The organism is Haloferax sp. DFSO52 (genome assembly GCF_048158745.1).
Lineage (GTDB): Archaea > Halobacteriota > Halobacteria > Halobacteriales > Haloferacaceae > Haloferax.
This window is the reverse complement of record NZ_JBLOPB010000001.1, coordinates 960,920-974,668: the sequence shown is the minus strand read 5'-3', so window position 1 is coordinate 974,668 and position 13,749 is coordinate 960,920. Positions and strand designations below refer to the sequence as shown.

General features: G+C 62.5%; 19 protein-coding genes. 11 read left to right on the top strand and 8 right to left on the bottom strand.

Annotation, left to right across the window (positions count from 1 at the left end; genetic code table 11):
• Window positions 1-699 carry a DUF998 domain-containing protein gene (locus tag ACK3SC_RS05100; protein ID WP_416839033.1) on the bottom strand — a complete coding sequence of 233 codons (699 nt, stop codon included), beginning with the start codon at window positions 697-699 and terminating at the stop codon, window positions 1-3.
• A 144-nt stretch (window positions 700-843) separates the two neighbouring features.
• Here ACK3SC_RS05100 and nth point away from each other — a divergent pair, with 144 nt between their 5' ends.
• Window positions 844-1,527: an endonuclease III gene (gene nth, locus ACK3SC_RS05095; protein ID WP_416839032.1), complete on the top strand. Its 684-nt coding sequence runs from the start codon at window positions 844-846 to the stop codon at window positions 1,525-1,527.
• Between the two features lie 31 nt (window positions 1,528-1,558).
• Here nth and ACK3SC_RS05090 read toward each other — a convergent pair whose 3' ends face one another.
• The gene (locus ACK3SC_RS05090; protein ID WP_416839031.1) at window positions 1,559-2,041 is read right to left on the bottom strand and encodes a hypothetical protein; all 483 of its coding nucleotides are present in this window, start codon (window positions 2,039-2,041) and stop codon (window positions 1,559-1,561) included.
• A 146-nt stretch (window positions 2,042-2,187) separates the two neighbouring features.
• Between ACK3SC_RS05090 and ACK3SC_RS05085 the strand changes: the two genes are divergently transcribed.
• The 8 genes from ACK3SC_RS05085 to ACK3SC_RS05050 all read left to right on the top strand — a co-directional run bounded on the left by ACK3SC_RS05085 (window position 2,188) and on the right by ACK3SC_RS05050 (window position 6,994).
• Window positions 2,188-3,018, top strand: coding sequence for a hypothetical protein (locus ACK3SC_RS05085; protein ID WP_416839030.1), 831 nt, complete (start codon window positions 2,188-2,190; stop codon window positions 3,016-3,018).
• A gap of 87 nt (window positions 3,019-3,105) precedes the next feature.
• The gene (locus ACK3SC_RS05080; protein WP_416839029.1) at window positions 3,106-3,759 is read left to right on the top strand and encodes a halocyanin domain-containing protein; all 654 of its coding nucleotides are present in this window, start codon (window positions 3,106-3,108) and stop codon (window positions 3,757-3,759) included.
• Window positions 3,759-4,145: a DUF7318 family protein gene (locus tag ACK3SC_RS05075; RefSeq protein ID WP_151161209.1), complete on the top strand. Its 387-nt coding sequence runs from the start codon at window positions 3,759-3,761 to the stop codon at window positions 4,143-4,145. The genes ACK3SC_RS05080 and ACK3SC_RS05075 overlap by 1 nt, the downstream gene beginning before the upstream one ends.
• Before the next feature lie 3 nt (window positions 4,146-4,148).
• Window positions 4,149-4,943: a cytochrome b gene (locus tag ACK3SC_RS05070; protein WP_416839028.1), complete on the top strand. Its 795-nt coding sequence runs from the start codon at window positions 4,149-4,151 to the stop codon at window positions 4,941-4,943.
• Between the two features lie 10 nt (window positions 4,944-4,953).
• Entirely contained in the window at window positions 4,954-5,718 is a 765-nt protein-coding gene (locus ACK3SC_RS05065; RefSeq protein WP_416839027.1) for a cytochrome bc complex cytochrome b subunit, read from the top strand.
• Window positions 5,719-5,757: 39 nt separating this feature from the next.
• Window positions 5,758-6,147 carry a hypothetical protein gene (locus ACK3SC_RS05060; protein WP_416839026.1) on the top strand — a complete coding sequence of 130 codons (390 nt, stop codon included), beginning with the start codon at window positions 5,758-5,760 and terminating at the stop codon, window positions 6,145-6,147.
• Entirely contained in the window at window positions 6,140-6,421 is a 282-nt protein-coding gene (locus ACK3SC_RS05055; RefSeq protein ID WP_416839025.1) for a hypothetical protein, read from the top strand. The genes ACK3SC_RS05060 and ACK3SC_RS05055 overlap by 8 nt, the downstream gene beginning before the upstream one ends.
• Window positions 6,422-6,553: 132 nt before the next feature.
• Window positions 6,554-6,994, top strand: a complete 441-nt coding sequence (locus ACK3SC_RS05050; RefSeq protein WP_416839024.1) for a hypothetical protein — start codon at window positions 6,554-6,556, stop codon at window positions 6,992-6,994.
• Window positions 6,995-7,130: 136 nt separating this feature from the next.
• Here ACK3SC_RS05050 and ACK3SC_RS05045 read toward each other — a convergent pair whose 3' ends face one another.
• Together ACK3SC_RS05045 and ACK3SC_RS05040 are read right to left on the bottom strand one after the other, a co-directional pair.
• Window positions 7,131-7,862: an ATP-NAD kinase gene (locus tag ACK3SC_RS05045; protein ID WP_416839023.1), complete on the bottom strand. Its 732-nt coding sequence runs from the start codon at window positions 7,860-7,862 to the stop codon at window positions 7,131-7,133.
• 177 nt (window positions 7,863-8,039) lie between these two features.
• On the bottom strand, window positions 8,040-9,347 hold the full coding sequence (locus ACK3SC_RS05040) for a M28 family peptidase (RefSeq protein ID WP_416839022.1): 1,308 nt from the start codon (window positions 9,345-9,347) through the stop codon (window positions 8,040-8,042).
• Window positions 9,348-9,486: 139 nt separating this feature from the next.
• On the opposite strand from ACK3SC_RS05040, the gene ACK3SC_RS05035 reads away from it, so the two are divergent.
• Window positions 9,487-10,653 carry a thiolase domain-containing protein gene (locus tag ACK3SC_RS05035; RefSeq protein WP_416839021.1) on the top strand — a complete coding sequence of 389 codons (1,167 nt, stop codon included), beginning with the start codon at window positions 9,487-9,489 and terminating at the stop codon, window positions 10,651-10,653.
• The gene (locus tag ACK3SC_RS05030) at window positions 10,653-11,033 is read left to right on the top strand and encodes a Zn-ribbon domain-containing OB-fold protein (protein ID WP_416839020.1); all 381 of its coding nucleotides are present in this window, start codon (window positions 10,653-10,655) and stop codon (window positions 11,031-11,033) included. The genes ACK3SC_RS05035 and ACK3SC_RS05030 overlap by 1 nt, the downstream gene beginning before the upstream one ends.
• A 19-nt stretch (window positions 11,034-11,052) precedes the next feature.
• Here the strand turns inward: ACK3SC_RS05030 and ACK3SC_RS05025 are convergent, their stop codons facing one another.
• The 4 genes from ACK3SC_RS05025 to ACK3SC_RS05010 all read right to left on the bottom strand — a co-directional run bounded on the left by ACK3SC_RS05025 (window position 11,053) and on the right by ACK3SC_RS05010 (window position 13,749).
• Entirely contained in the window at window positions 11,053-11,199 is a 147-nt protein-coding gene (locus ACK3SC_RS05025; protein ID WP_416839019.1) for a hypothetical protein, read from the bottom strand.
• A 2-nt stretch (window positions 11,200-11,201) separates the two neighbouring features.
• The gene (locus ACK3SC_RS05020; RefSeq protein WP_416839018.1) at window positions 11,202-12,128 is read right to left on the bottom strand and encodes an alpha/beta fold hydrolase; all 927 of its coding nucleotides are present in this window, start codon (window positions 12,126-12,128) and stop codon (window positions 11,202-11,204) included.
• A 77-nt stretch (window positions 12,129-12,205) separates the two neighbouring features.
• Complete coding sequence (gene meaB / locus ACK3SC_RS05015; protein ID WP_416839017.1) at window positions 12,206-13,327, bottom strand: methylmalonyl Co-A mutase-associated GTPase MeaB; 1,122 nt, start codon at window positions 13,325-13,327, stop codon at window positions 12,206-12,208.
• Window positions 13,328-13,329: 2 nt separating this feature from the next.
• On the bottom strand, window positions 13,330-13,749 hold the full coding sequence (locus tag ACK3SC_RS05010; RefSeq protein WP_416839016.1) for a cobalamin B12-binding domain-containing protein: 420 nt from the start codon (window positions 13,747-13,749) through the stop codon (window positions 13,330-13,332).

The window sequence follows — 13,749 nt, the reverse complement described above, 5'->3', positions numbered from 1 at the left end:
CTACACAGCCTCGTGGTCCGGAGCAGGTGCCATCAGGTATCCACCGAATCCGAGTGCCCACAGGAGTATCGGGTACGCGACGTACCGTTCTACGCCGCCCGCACCGAGGAACGCGAGTGGGTGGACGATACCGAGCAATCCGAGGCCGATGATGCTCAGTAGCAAGAGCACCACGAATCCACCGACTGCTGCCGAGAGATACTTGAACGGCGTGTCTATCACCCGGGATGCGACGACAGCCGAGACACCTCCCGCGAAGAACGTGAGGAGTGCGAAGATGCCGTGCATCGGGGCTTCACTCCCGTCGAAGAGACCGACGCCGACGATGCCGAGTCCGAGCAGTCCGAGGGCGACGGTGACCACCCGGTCACGGAACGTCTGGTGGGCGAAGTACGTCGCAGCGAGTACCAACAGCCCCGAGACGAGCATCGTCGTGTTGAAGATCGTTGCCGACGGCTGGAGAATGACACTGTTCGGTGGCCTCGTCGCCCCGAGGTCGCTTATCTCCTGCACACCGGCGTTGTAGCCGGGATAGAACGCTTCCGCAGTGATGATGCCCATGAGCGCGACGAGTCCGAAGACGAACAAGAGCGCACCCGCGAGGAATCGCTCACGGACGTAACCGTACTCGACGTGTGCATCAACTGCCTGTTGTGTTCCAGTTTGAGTCGTTTGGGTCGTTTGGGTCGTATCTGTCATCCGTACTCATCCACCGCACTAGACGTGAGATATCGATAAAGCGGCGAGCGATGTGTCTCAGTTGCTAAGAAGCAGCACCGTCGAACAGACCCACGTGTCGCCGGAACCCGAACGACTGAAACCACCCGGGTCGCACCCACAGATATGGGCACGCCACTCGACACCCGGACAGCACAGGCCGAGGAAGTCCTCGAACGCCTCTACGAGGAGTATCCCGACACCACCATCTCACTTTCCTACTCGAACCGGCTCGAACTGCTCATCGCCGTCATGCTCTCGGCGCAGTGTACCGACGAACGCGTCAACACGGTCACCGCCGAGTTGTTCGAAAAGTACGACACCGCAGAGGACTACGCTGCCGCCGACCAGGAGGAGTTGGCCGAGGACATCAACTCGATTACGTACTTCAATAACAAGGCGAAGTACATCCGAAGCGCGTGCGCGGACATCATAGAAAAACACGACGGCGAGGTTCCCGACACCATGTCCGAACTCACCGACCTCGCGGGTGTCGGCCGCAAGACTGCCAACGTCGTCCTCCAACACGGCCACGACATCGTCGAGGGCATCGTCGTCGACACACACGTCCAGCGGCTCTCGCGTCGACTCGGTCTGACCGACGAGGAGTACCCCGAACGCATCGAAGAAGACCTGATGCCCGTCGTTCCCGAGACTGACTGGCAGCAGTTCACCCACCTGTTCATCAGCCACGGCCGTGCCGTTTGCAACGCCCGCAACCCGGACTGTGACGCGTGCGTCCTCGAAGCTATCTGTCCCTCTTCGAAACTCGACCACGACGTGGACCTCGCCAGCGGCGACGAGTGGTAATCACGACGGGCTCTCCGGTTGCGACCCTTCTTCAGGCCAACAGATAGCCAGTGACGTATCGGTAGATACCGAGAACCCACGCGAAGAACCAGAAGATGACGTATCCGAAGACGCCGACGCGGAGACGGCCACGCCACGCACTCATGTTCTCGTGTAACTCGTCGAGCGAGACGCTCGGGTCTGGATTGCGATAGAGGTCGGCCTCCCACTTCGCCTGAAAGATGCGGACGATGCCGGTGAGCGCGAACACGAGCATCGCGTACGCTTGCAGGCCGAGAATGGCGTGTAAGGCGCTCAAGCCGTTCAACTGGTCGAGCAAGCGCGGCATCATCCACGTGACGACCGGAACGGTGTTCAAGACGAGTCCGGGGAAGATGACCTTGAGGTGGAACACGAGGACGTCCCACGACACCGTCTCGGCGTCTATCATAATCCACGCACCGTAGAGATAGAACGGAAGACTGGCCGTGACGGTGACCGCGGCGAGTGTGGCGAGGGTCGTCTCGTCTGCCATCGCCCGGCGTTGGGACGCAGTCGGCGTAAAGGGACCGATGCACGGACGAGCATTCGAGCGCTAGACCACATCGCGGCCACTGAATCGAGGGTGTCCGATGAATTAGGGTCGGAACACGTTTACCGGCCTACGCCCTACTCCCGGCGATGGCAGATTCGTCTTCCGCACCGGACGACGACGGAGCGTCACCGGAAGCGGGTGCCGACGATGCGGTGTCCGAGGACGAACTCGAAACCCTGCGCCGGGAAGTCGAAGAGAAGTACGACTTCGACAACTTCGGCCCGGCGGATATGGCGAAGATGAGCGTCGACGAGTGGGAAGCCGCGTTCGACCCGGACTCGTGGATCGTCGGTGAAGAACTCTTAGACCGGGTCGAAGAGGAACTTCGGTACCGCGTCGCGATTCGCGAAGTGTTCGCCGTCCTCGAACGCGTCACCGAAAACGGCGAGCCCCGTATCCTCGCGTACTCCGACGAAGGCTACGCAGTCGTCTACCCAGACGGCAGCGTCGAGGGTGAAGGGACCGTCCTTCGCGACGTGAAACCGACCGTCGCACTCTGTTCGATGGACGACTTCGAAGTGAATCAGGCGCCTGCGAACGTCCGCCTCCCCGCCCCCGACGAAGTCTCGCAGGGAAGCGGTGACTTCGGCAACCGAATGCTTCAGGTCGTCGCCTTCGGGCAGTTACTCGGCGGTATCGCGCTCATCGGGGCGTGGATTATCTCGCCGAACGTCCAGACTATCGTCGCGCCCGTCGTCGGCGCCGGATTCATCCTCATCGGCCTGTTTCTCTTCGTCACCGTCGCGAACGCTCGCCTCTCGGACCGCTTCCGGTCCGAAGAGTACCGTGACCGACTTCGCGCGATCGGCCTCGAAGACGGCGAACGCCCCGCGTTCGTCCCATCGTTCGACGGCGACACCGACAGAGAGGCGCTGGTCGAGGGGCCAGAGGGCGAACCCCTCAGTTCTGAGGGATAACGTCACGTCCCCACACACTGCGCTAATACCCCTCCGCGAGGCCATAGTCGGTGGGTTTAAGCGCGTCCCATTCTGACGAACGAGCGTATGAAAAGGCGGGAGTTTCTCCGAACGGCCGGCGGTGCGACAGCCGCCGCGACTGCTGCCGCCGGGACCGCTGCTGCGCAGGAAGAAGGCGGCGGTGGAGCGCAGGTTCAACCTGACTTCGGCGGTTGGCTCGACGGCGTCGATGGAGGCTACGAAGACCTCCGCGGCCAGAGCGAAGTGACAGTCGAGGTCGGTGCCTCCGGAAACGGTGGTGCCCTCGCGTTCGCCCCGGCAGGCATCTGGGTCGACCCCGGCACGACCGTAACGTGGGAATGGACTGGCGAAGGTGGCGGCCACAACGTCAAGATGGGAGAGGGACCAGCAGGTCTCGACTCTGGTGCGCCCGTCGCTGAAGCCGGAACTACCTACGAGTACACCTTCGAAGAGGGTGACGCAGGTATCTCGAAATACTTCTGTGCACCCCACGAAGCACTCGGCATGAAAGGCGCAGTCGCCGTCGGTGGCGACGTTGCAACCGTCAGCGTCGGTGGCGGCGGCGGCGAGAAAGAACTCGAGGAACTCGGCGTTCCGATTCAGGCACACTGGGTCGGCGCGGCGACCATCCTCGGAATCATCGTCACCGTCATCTACACGTTCTTCATCTTGAAGTACGGCGAGTCCCCCAATACGGGTAACACTGGAGGTGGCGAATAATGTCCTCAACCGGCAGCACATACGGCGACATTCACCGATACGAACCGGCACGCGAGAGTACTGCGGCGGCCATCGCAATCGTCCTCTTGACGATTATCGAGGTCGTGTTCGTCTTCCTCTTCACCTACGGATTCGTCTCCGGGTGGGGCCTGACGGACACGGGTAACATGTTCCTCGGTGGTATCCTCGCCGTCATCTTCGTGGACCTCGCGTTCATCCTCGCACTGTACCGCAAGGAGTTCCTCCCTGACGTCATGATCGTCAAGAAACGACGTCGTAAGTGGGAAGACCTCTACGTCCGCGAGGAGGACGTCGACGGTGTCACGCTCGGTGACGGCGCGTGGGAACAGGTCAAGCGCGCGGTGTACCCCTACTACAAGCGATAAACCATGAGTCTCGAACGCAAAGAAGACCACGACCACAAAGCCTGGATGAAGGAGAAGGACCTCACACCCATCGAGGCCACATTCCTCACCACCCTCATCTGGCTGGATAAGCGACTCCGCATCGTCGACTACCTCGAGCTTCTGGAGGGCCTCTACTACCGAGTCAACCTCCAGATGCCGAAGAGCCACACCGAGCAATACAACCTCGACAACAAGTTCTGGTACTGGTACCCCCTGTACACGCTTGGGTTGTTCTCGACGCTCGCATACGTCGTCGCGGCAATCAGTGGTGCCCTCCTCGGGTTCTACTACTCCCCCGCGACGACCGGTGACCCGACGACGGCGTACAACAGTATCGAGTTCATCATGCGCGACCTGCAGTTCGGCTTCATGCTTCGTTCCATCCACCGGTGGTCGGCACAGGTGATGGTCGCAGCAGTGTTCCTGCACATGCTCCGTGTCTACTTCACGGGGTCGTACAAGGAACCCCGCGAGCTGAACTGGCTTCTCGGAATCGTCCTGATCAGCCTGACGATGGTGTTCGGGTACACGGGATACCTGCTCCCGTGGGACCAGCTCGCCTTCTGGGCCGGTCAGATCGGCGTCGAGATGTCGCTGTCCGTCCCGCTCGCCGGTGAGTGGGTGGCACAGCTCCTGTTCGGCGGCTTCACGCTGAGTCAGGCGACGCTCCAGCGCATGTACATCATCCACGTGTTCCTGCTCCCGTTCGTCGTGACGACACTCATCGCGATTCACATCGGCATCGTGTGGGTGCAGGGCATCGCGGAGCCGCACTGAGGTGACAAACATGAGCGACAACGAATCCGACAACAAGGAGATTCGCACCGACGGCACGGGCATCGTTGCCCCGGACAACGAGACGCCCACGTGGAGCGAGCGCAAGGCTCGCAAGACGGGGCTCTCTCGGCTTACCTACGAGTACTTCGAGCGTGCACGTCGTGAAGACCAGGACCTCCGTACGGAGTCCGACTACATCGAACGCGACGTACTCGCGTTCCCAACGTGGCCCCACGAGACGGTTCGGAACCTCTCGATTGCGTCCTTTTTCGTCGGGATGATGCTGTTCCTCTCGGCGACGATGCCGCCGCACATCGGCCCACCGGCGAACCCATCGAGCACGCCGGCGATTATCCTGCCCGACTGGTATCTCTACTGGTCGTTCGGGCTGCTCAAACTCAACCCGCTGAACCCCGAACTCGCCATCCTCGGCGGCCAGAAGATTATGGCCGACCGGACGTATGGTGTGCTCGCGAACGGTGTCGTCGTCGGTTTCATCGCCATCGTCCCCTTCCTCAACAAGGGGTCGGCCCGACGTCCCGTCGAGCAACCGTTCTGGGCGGCAGTCGGTATCGCGGGCGTCGTGTTCGCAATCACCATCTCGCTGCTGGCAGTCAAGAACCTCATCCCGATGAACGTCGACCTGCTGTTCGACTTGACGTTCCTGCTGCCCATCGTCTTCGGGACGGTCACCTACGCCGTGCTCAAGACGATGCGCGAGGGCTACATGTATAACCTCAACCGCCGCTACTACCGGCTGCGTCCGCCGAAATAGAGCGGAACCACTACCAACCGCCCCTTCGTAGAGATGCTAATGACAGATAGCGACGCGAAAAGCGGGGCCGGCGACGCCGGCGAGTCGCGGCCCAGCAGACGTGGCCGCCGCGACATCGTCGTCCCCATGCGACTCTACAAGACGATTACCGTCTTCTCGACGCTCATCGCCGTCATCAGTGTCGTCCTCGGCTTCGTCTTCCTCGACGCCGCGACGTTGCAGGTGAGCGCACTTCGGGCAGTCATTTCGAGCATCCTCGCGTTCGTCGGTGTCGACGTTGGAGATGGCATATTGAGTTCTGCGCTGGCGATCGTCGGCCTGTCCATCATCGCGTTCGGTGCCGTCGTCTACACACTCGGAACCAGATTCCGCGCTCGCGGAATGGGAAAGTCTCAAGAGGACTCCGGCGAAGGTTCGAACAATGGCTGACGAATTCATCAAGGGGCTGGGCATCCTGACCGGCGCCGGTCTCGCGTGGATGGTACTCGCGTCGTGGTACCGGACGAGCAGTTTCGAGAGCACGAAACAGCTCATCGAACCCCTGTCGTCGGGTGCGACCGAAGGCATCTTCAACATCATCGGCGTCACCCTGATGGACGCATTCCTCTGGTTCGCCATCCTCGGTGCACTGACGTTCTGGGTGCTCATCCCTGTGGGCCATCAGATCATGTCCGCGCTCGAAGAACGCCGTAACGCGCAGTAACGCTCCGACACGCTCTCTTCTCGTCTCGTTCGGAGCTAGTATAAAAATCCCCTCGTGATAGCGGTTGCTTCCTCGCGACGATGCCGCGTCAGATTGGAAAAACTCTAATGAGTATCCCTCTGACGTTCCTGTATGCAACCACTCCAGTTCCTCGTCCCACTCGACCAGTTGGCGGCGGTCGAACCCATCCTGCCGTTTGCGATACTGGTACTCGTCCTGGCGAACTTCGCGACGCGACTCCTCGCATACCGGTCGTACGTCCAGCAGGCCGAAGACGGCGCAGAAGAACTCTCGCGCTCTCTGGCGCACAGTTTCACGTCCGGTGGCCTCGTCTTGCTGTCGTTCCTCTACATGGTCGTCGAACCGCACGGTGGGATGGTTATGTCCGTCCTCGTCGTCGGGATGTTCGTGACCGACTTCTTCGAGTTCGAAGCACGCAACGTCGAAGCGCGGAACGACCGTAAACTCGACCGTCCGAACGGCGCACTCGTTGCATCCGTCCTCGTATTCCTGTACGCGGCCTATCAGGCGCTGTTTTTCCTCGTCGCCGACCTCTGGAACGCCGTCATCTAAGGCGTTCCCATCGTTCGTTTTTACGCCCGTTTCGAGACGGTTCGGTCACTCAGACGGAGACGAGTTTCGATGCTGAGCGGGCGCTCTAAACACTCGGTAAACGTCTGAACATTCGGGAGCCGCGCAAAACGACCGCTCAGTAGGAAACGAGCGTCGCCGTCCCGTCGAGGGTGATATAGACGGGGTCGTCGGGTGCGACGTCGCAGACCACCTCGTCGTCGACGACGAGTGAGACGGGTGTGTCGTCGCGTTCGACGGTGAGTCGAAGCGGTGGTTGGTAGACCCACGTATCGGTCTGTGTCGCGTACGGCGAGACGGGCACGACAGCAACACCAGCGTCAGGGCCGACGACTGGGCCGCCTGCCGCGCGAGCGTATCCAGTGCTCCCGAGTGGCGTCGCGACGACGACGCCGTCGGCACGGAACTCGTCGACGGTCGCCCAGTCGTCTGCTGTCGTCTCTTCGAGTGGCGCGTCCACCGACGCACCTGGCCGAATGTGCGCGACGCCGTACTCGGAGATGTGTGCCGGTTCGCTCGTGACGAGCATCGTATCGAACAGTGCGCGTCCGACGTGGTCAGCACCGACCGAGAGTGAGAGAATCGGGTGCTCGACCGGCCAGCTGTCGCCTGCGAGGACCGACGAGACGGCGTCGGCGAGTTCGAGGCGAGGAACCGACCACGGCATCCCGCAATCGACTGGGAGGACCGGACAGTCCCACGCCGTGTCGAAGACGGCGTCGGTGACGGCCGACTCGCCGACGGCGACGACGACATCTATCGCCGCCGCGTCGTCGGCCGAGACGACGTCGCCACCGGCCTCGCGAATCGCGGTGCCGACCGGCTCGTCACCAACGACTGCGAATCTCATTGCCGTCTCCCTCCGACGGGGCACCAGAGCATCGTGCCGTGCTACGCTTCCCCGAATAAAAGCCCTCGTGGTTCGCTGCGAGGGTTTCCCCGTCGATGGGGCCGACGGATGCCAGTTGGGAGGGTGACGCTGTACTACCGGGCGGAAGAATACCCCCGAGACGACTGAGATGCCGCCTCAGAACGGCCAGTCGCCAGTGACTTTCATTCCCTCGGCCTGGTCTTCTGCTTCGAGTGCCGCCGCGATGGTGTCGGGGTCGGCGTGTGGAATCTCACGGTCGGTGCGAGCGACTTCGACGGTGAGTTCGGTCAGCAAGATTGCCTGTTCGCGGAGCGTCCGCGATTCGAGTTTCTCGATGGTGTCGGCGTGCGTGTGACCCCAGCCACGGCCGCGTCCTTTCTTCTCACTGCCGACCATGAACGCGGGCACACCGTAGACGACGAACGGCCAGTGGTCGCTGTGGGGGAGTTGCTCCGGAATCGTCGCGATTCGGTGGTCGTATCGCTCTGAGACGGTCGTGGCCACGTCGTCGAGTTCGTCGAATCCGTGCGTGTGTAGTTTGAGCGTCCGACCGGCGACGACGCCGTCGTTGTTGACGAGTGCTTTGACGTTCGCTCGGTCGTCGCCCAGTCGCTTCGCTTCGTACTCCGACCCGACGAGGCCGACTTCTTCCGCACCGAAACAGACGAACCGAACGCGCGTCTCCAGTTCGTCTTCGCGGGCGGCGAGTGCGCGCGCGATTTCGACGACCATCGCCGTCCCCGCACCGTTGTCCATCGCGCCTTCGGCGATGTCGTGGGCGTCGAGGTGACTCGTCACCAGCACTTCGTCGTCGGTGTCTGGCCCGAGTTCGGCGTGGACGTTACCGCTGCTCGCGCTGGGTGTCTCACAGGTAACCTCGACGGTGACTTCCTCGCCCTCGAATCGGCGGCCGAGACGAGCACCGACCTCTTTGCTCACACCGACGGCAGGGATGTCGCCAATCGGTGCATCGGCGGTGCCGACGCTGCCCGTCGGCGGCAGCTGCCCGGGGACGTGGTTGGCGAAGATGAACCCCGCAGCGTTCGACTGAACCGCGTAGTAGTACTTCTCGCGGCGGTGGATGAACCGGTCGTAGTGGTCGGGAACCGTCGACGAGACGACGACGATTTTCCCAGAGAGGTCACGGTCGAAGTCCGCTGGAAGTCCGTAGCCGAGGTCGACGAGTTCGCCGGTGGCTTGGCCGGCAGGACTCCGCGGAAGCGCGATACATTCCTGTGTCGTATTTTCGGCGACGATGGTGCTGTCGCCGCGTTCCCAGCCCTGAATGTCGAACGAGTCGATGTGGGCGTTTCGAGCACCGACCGAGTCGAGCGCGTCGCGCGTCACTTCCATCGCCTCGCGTTCGCCCGGCGACCCAGCCATTCGGTTTCCGATATCGACGAGTCGTTCGAGATGTGACCAGCCAACCTCACTCGTGAAGGTATCTCCGATCCATTCGGTCATACGATGCAGTCACGTGGTTCGGGGGTAATGATTCCGATACACGTGTCGTCTTGGGTGAAACTCGGACACGAGTGAACTAATTTGCCAGGTTTGCAGACGAACGGCAACTTCAAGGGGCGTCTATCACGTACAATTATCCATGAACGACGTTCGAATCGCTGGGGTTGGACTGACCCATTTCGGCAGTTACCCCGAGCGAACGGGCCGCGACCTGTTTGCCGAAGCAGCGCTCGCCGCCCGCGACGAGGCCGGTATCTCCCGTGACGAGTACCAGGAGATTCACTACGGGAACTTCATGGGCGAACTCGCGGAAGGGCAAGGCCACCAGGGGCCGGTCGTCGCCGAAGCGGCAGGGCTGGAGTGTCCTGCAACTCGGTACGAGTCGGCGTGCGCGTCCGCCGGTGTCGCCTTCCGACAGGCCGTCCAGACGATTCGTGGCGGCGGTGCCGACGTGGTCCTCGTCGGTGGGATGGAACGAATGAACAACCTCGGCACTGCCAACGTGACCCGGTCGCTCGCCATCGCGGCCGACGAGTTGTTCGAAGTCCGTGCCGGCGTCACGTTCCCCGGCGCGTACGCGCTCATGGCCCGAGCGTACTTCGCCGAATTCGGCGGCGACAACGAAGACCTCGCCCACATCGCCGTCAAGAACCACGCCAACGCGATGACCAACGAGTTTGCGCAGTTCCACCGCGAGATTACCGTCGAAGACGTCCTCGAAAGTCCCGTCGTCGCAGACCCGCTTCACCTCTACGACGCCTGCCCAATCACCGACGGTGCGAGCGCCGTGGTCCTCGTCAGCGGCGACTACGCGGACGAACACGGCCTCGACGCCCCAGTTCGCGTCACCGGGTCCGGACAGGGCGGCGACAAAGCCGCACTGCAGGACCGCGAGTATCTCGCGCAGACGCCGGCAGCGACGAAAGCCGCCGAGATGGCGTACGCAGACGCAGGCATCACCGCCGCAGCTGTCGACGTGGCCGAAGTCCACGACTGCTTTACCATCGCGGAAGTGCTGGCGCTCGAATCGCTCGGCTTCTACGAACCCGGTGAAGGCATCGGTGCCGCCGCCCGTGGAGAGACGACCCGTGACGGCGACCTGCCGGTGAACCTCTCAGGTGGGCTGAAGGCGAAGGGCCACCCGGTCGGTGCGACGGGCACCGCGCAGGTGGTCGAGATGACGAAACTCCTCCGCGGTGACCACGCCAACAGTGACGCGATTCCGGACGCTCGAATCGGCGTCACCCACAACGCAGGTGGAACCGTCGCGAGTGCTGTCGTCCACGTGCTGGAGGTGATGAACTGATGGCAGACGCTGGCTACGACGAGTGGTTAGCCGCAATCGCCGACGGAGAGGGCTACTATCTCGCCTGTCCCGACGGCCACGGGTCGCTCCCTCCGCGACGGTCCTGTCCGCACTGTGGCGACGACGAACTGACCGAAGAACCGCTCGCCGAGACGGGCACCATCGTGACCTTCACCGAAGTCCACGTCCCGGCACCGGATTTCGCCGACGAAGCGCCGTACGTGACTGCAATCGCGTCGTTCGGGCCCGTCAGACTCACTGGCGTCGTCCGCGACGTGTCTGGGTCCGACGTCGAACTCGGGATGTCGGTCACGCCAGACCTCGGCGTAAACGCGACGACGGGTGACCAGTTGCTCGTGTTCCGACCGGCCGACGAGTAATCCCTCTGTCGCTCACTTCTCACTTCTCGCTTCGTTCGACGGCCTCGGCCGGCGAGGTCCATCCGTAGGCGTACGACCCGACGACCCATATCCAGAATCCGCCTGCGAGGAGCGCGATTGCACCGTAGAGGAACAGCGAAACCACGTCGACTGCACTGCCGAACATGACTACGCGAGGGCGTCTCGAACTGTCTCGACGAACTCGTTCGGGAACTCCACGTGCGGGAGGAGCATCGCGTCGTCGAACACGACGAGGGTGCAATCGGCGGCGTCGGCCAGTTCACGGCCGTCTTTCAGCGGCGTGATGTCACTTTCACGGCCCCAGATGAGCGTCGTCGGCACGTCGAGGTCTGCCAGTGCCGTCCCGAGGTCGATATCCGAGTTGAGATAGCCCGAGACGAACGACGCGGGTGCGAACCGTGCGTTCTCCTGATGGGCCGTCCGCCACTCGTAGTCTTCCCACTCGTCGCTCGCCTTCGATGGGTCGAAGTAGCCGTGGTCGTCGTTGAAGTACTGGATAGAGCGTCGGGAGGCGACGACGTTGAAGAGTGTCTCACCGACCACGGGCGTGCGGACGAGTTCGCGAAGCCACTCTTTGGGGTCTGGTCCGCCGCGAGACGTCGGACAGATGAGGACGAACTGAGAGACCGACACGTCGTCGCGGGCGGCAGCAGCGACCGCGTACGCCGACGTGAGCGACGAGGCGACGACTGCCGGGTCGTCGTACTCCGTGAGGAAGTCGCCGACGAAATCCTCGTAGAGCGCTGGTGAGTAGTACAACGACGGGCGGTCCGAGAGGCCGAATCCGGGGAGGTCTGGGGCGACGACGTGATAGTCTTCAGCGAGTTCAGAAAACACCTCACGGAACTCGCCCGACGACCCGGCGGCGTTGATACCGTGAAGGAACACGAGTGTGGGCGCGTCGGCGTCGCCGGCCTCGACGAAGGAGACATCCATCCCCCGCCAGCGATACGGTTTCTGCGTGCCGTCGAGGGGCGGTTCGAGGGGGCCCGCACGGTTCGAGAGAGCAGTGTTGGCGACGGCAGCGACGCCGAGACCGGCCGCAGCGAGACCAATCGCTCGTCGGAGTTTCATGTCAAACAGATTGTTCGCTGAGGCCTTAATTCGACCGCCCGTGGTGGGGTTGGTCGTCGAACGTTCGGTGTCCCGAGTCAGTCGTCTCGGTCTTCGAGACACTCACGAAGCGGCTCGAGCACGTCTTCGGCGACGGCGTAGGGGTCCGTCTCTTTGTCGACGACAGCCGACGCGAACTGGTCGATGCCGCCGCGACGGTCGAACTCCCGTTCGAGCAGGTGGTTCACGTCGCTCCGAAGCAGTTGTCGAATCTCCTCGCCGGCACGCTGTCTGGCTTTCTCTTCGAGTTCGCCCGACTCGATGAGATAGGTGTAGTGGTCCGAGAGCGTCTCGACGAGCGTCTCGATTCCCTCACCGGACGTGGCGATGGTCTCGACCACCTGTGGCGTCCACACCGGTGCTGCAGCGCCTTCGTCGCCAGTCTTGGTTCCGGTCTCGTCAGTGCCGTGCGGTTCGCCATCGGGCTCTGCGTGACCGCCGTGACCCGGCGTCTCCGACATCGCGTCGCTGCCGTGGTGACCCATATTCAGTCCTTTCGTCGGGTCGTCGTCGCGAAGGTGAATCATCTCTTGTAACTCGGCGACGGTGCGCGATGCGCCTTCCATGTCCGCTTTGTTGACGACGAACACGTCGCCGATTTCGAGGATGCCGGCTTTGAGCATCTGCACGTCGTCGCCGCTGCCGGGTTGAACGAGGACGACGACGGTGTCGGCCGTCTTCACGACGTCTACTTCGTTCTGGCCCGCGCCGACCGTCTCGATGATGATGCGGTCCTTGCCGAAGGCGTCGAGCGCCTTCACGGCGTCTGCTGTCGCCGTCGAGAGGCCACCGAGTTGCCCACGGGCACTCATCGACCGGAAGAACACGTCCATGTCGCCGACGTTCGATGCCATTCGAATCCTGTCACCGAGGACCGCACCGCCGGTGTACGGTGAGGATGGGTCGACAGCGATGACGCCGACGGTCTCGCCCTGGTCGCGGTAGTGTTTGGCGAGTTTGTCGACGAGCGTCGATTTTCCGGCACCGGGGCTGCCGGTGATACCGACGACAGACGCGTGGCCCGTGTGGGCGTGAATCTCGGAGACGATGTCACGATAGCCCGGCGTCTGTGACTCGATTTTCGTGATGACGCGAGCGAGCGCTCGATGTTCGCCGTCTAACAGTCGCTCGACGAGGTCAGATTCGGCCAACTGGCCCATCGTCACTTTCGCTCGGGGGCGTTTTCCTTCACGAACTCGATGGTCTCTTGCATCGGGGTGCCGGGGCCGAAGATGGCGTCGACGCCTTCTTCGAGGAGTGCGGCGCGGTCTTCTTCGGGGATGATGCCGCCGACGATGACGAGCGTATCGTCGAGTGCGCCGTACTCTTCGAGGCCAGCCAACACTTTCGGTACGAGCGTGTTGTGGGCACCCGAGAGGATGGAGATGCCGAGAACGTCGACGTCCTCTTGGACCGTCGCCTGGATAATTTCGTCAGGCGCGCGGTGGAGTCCGGAGTAGATGACTTCGAATCCCGCGTCGCGGAAGGCGCGAGAGATTACGTGTGCGCCACGGTCGTGGCCGTCGAGTCCCACCTTCGCGATGAGACACCGAATGGTTCGTTGTTCAGAGTCCGCGCTCAT

Coding starts and splice junctions, on each gene's coding strand:
- ACK3SC_RS05035 (WP_416839021.1), top strand. CDS start 9,487: ATGAACGACGTTCGAATCGCTGGGGTTGGACTGACCCATTTCGGCAGT.
- meaB (WP_416839017.1), bottom strand. CDS start 13,327: ATGGGCCAGTTGGCCGAATCTGACCTCGTCGAGCGACTGTTAGACGGC.
- ACK3SC_RS05055 (WP_416839025.1), top strand. CDS start 6,140: ATGGCTGACGAATTCATCAAGGGGCTGGGCATCCTGACCGGCGCCGGT.
- ACK3SC_RS05080 (WP_416839029.1), top strand. CDS start 3,106: ATGAAAAGGCGGGAGTTTCTCCGAACGGCCGGCGGTGCGACAGCCGCC.
- ACK3SC_RS05060 (WP_416839026.1), top strand. CDS start 5,758: ATGACAGATAGCGACGCGAAAAGCGGGGCCGGCGACGCCGGCGAGTCG.
- nth (WP_416839032.1), top strand. CDS start 844: ATGGGCACGCCACTCGACACCCGGACAGCACAGGCCGAGGAAGTCCTC.
- ACK3SC_RS05070 (WP_416839028.1), top strand. CDS start 4,149: ATGAGTCTCGAACGCAAAGAAGACCACGACCACAAAGCCTGGATGAAG.
- ACK3SC_RS05100 (WP_416839033.1), bottom strand. CDS start 699: ATGACAGATACGACCCAAACGACCCAAACGACTCAAACTGGAACACAA.
- ACK3SC_RS05040 (WP_416839022.1), bottom strand. CDS start 9,347: ATGACCGAATGGATCGGAGATACCTTCACGAGTGAGGTTGGCTGGTCA.
- ACK3SC_RS05065 (WP_416839027.1), top strand. CDS start 4,954: ATGAGCGACAACGAATCCGACAACAAGGAGATTCGCACCGACGGCACG.
- ACK3SC_RS05085 (WP_416839030.1), top strand. CDS start 2,188: ATGGCAGATTCGTCTTCCGCACCGGACGACGACGGAGCGTCACCGGAA.
- ACK3SC_RS05020 (WP_416839018.1), bottom strand. CDS start 12,128: ATGAAACTCCGACGAGCGATTGGTCTCGCTGCGGCCGGTCTCGGCGTC.
- ACK3SC_RS05050 (WP_416839024.1), top strand. CDS start 6,554: ATGCAACCACTCCAGTTCCTCGTCCCACTCGACCAGTTGGCGGCGGTC.
- ACK3SC_RS05025 (WP_416839019.1), bottom strand. CDS start 11,199: ATGTTCGGCAGTGCAGTCGACGTGGTTTCGCTGTTCCTCTACGGTGCA.
- ACK3SC_RS05090 (WP_416839031.1), bottom strand. CDS start 2,041: ATGGCAGACGAGACGACCCTCGCCACACTCGCCGCGGTCACCGTCACG.
- ACK3SC_RS05045 (WP_416839023.1), bottom strand. CDS start 7,862: ATGAGATTCGCAGTCGTTGGTGACGAGCCGGTCGGCACCGCGATTCGC.
- ACK3SC_RS05030 (WP_416839020.1), top strand. CDS start 10,653: ATGGCAGACGCTGGCTACGACGAGTGGTTAGCCGCAATCGCCGACGGA.
- ACK3SC_RS05075 (WP_151161209.1), top strand. CDS start 3,759: ATGTCCTCAACCGGCAGCACATACGGCGACATTCACCGATACGAACCG.
- ACK3SC_RS05010 (WP_416839016.1), bottom strand. CDS start 13,749: ATGAGCGCGGACTCTGAACAACGAACCATTCGGTGTCTCATCGCGAAG.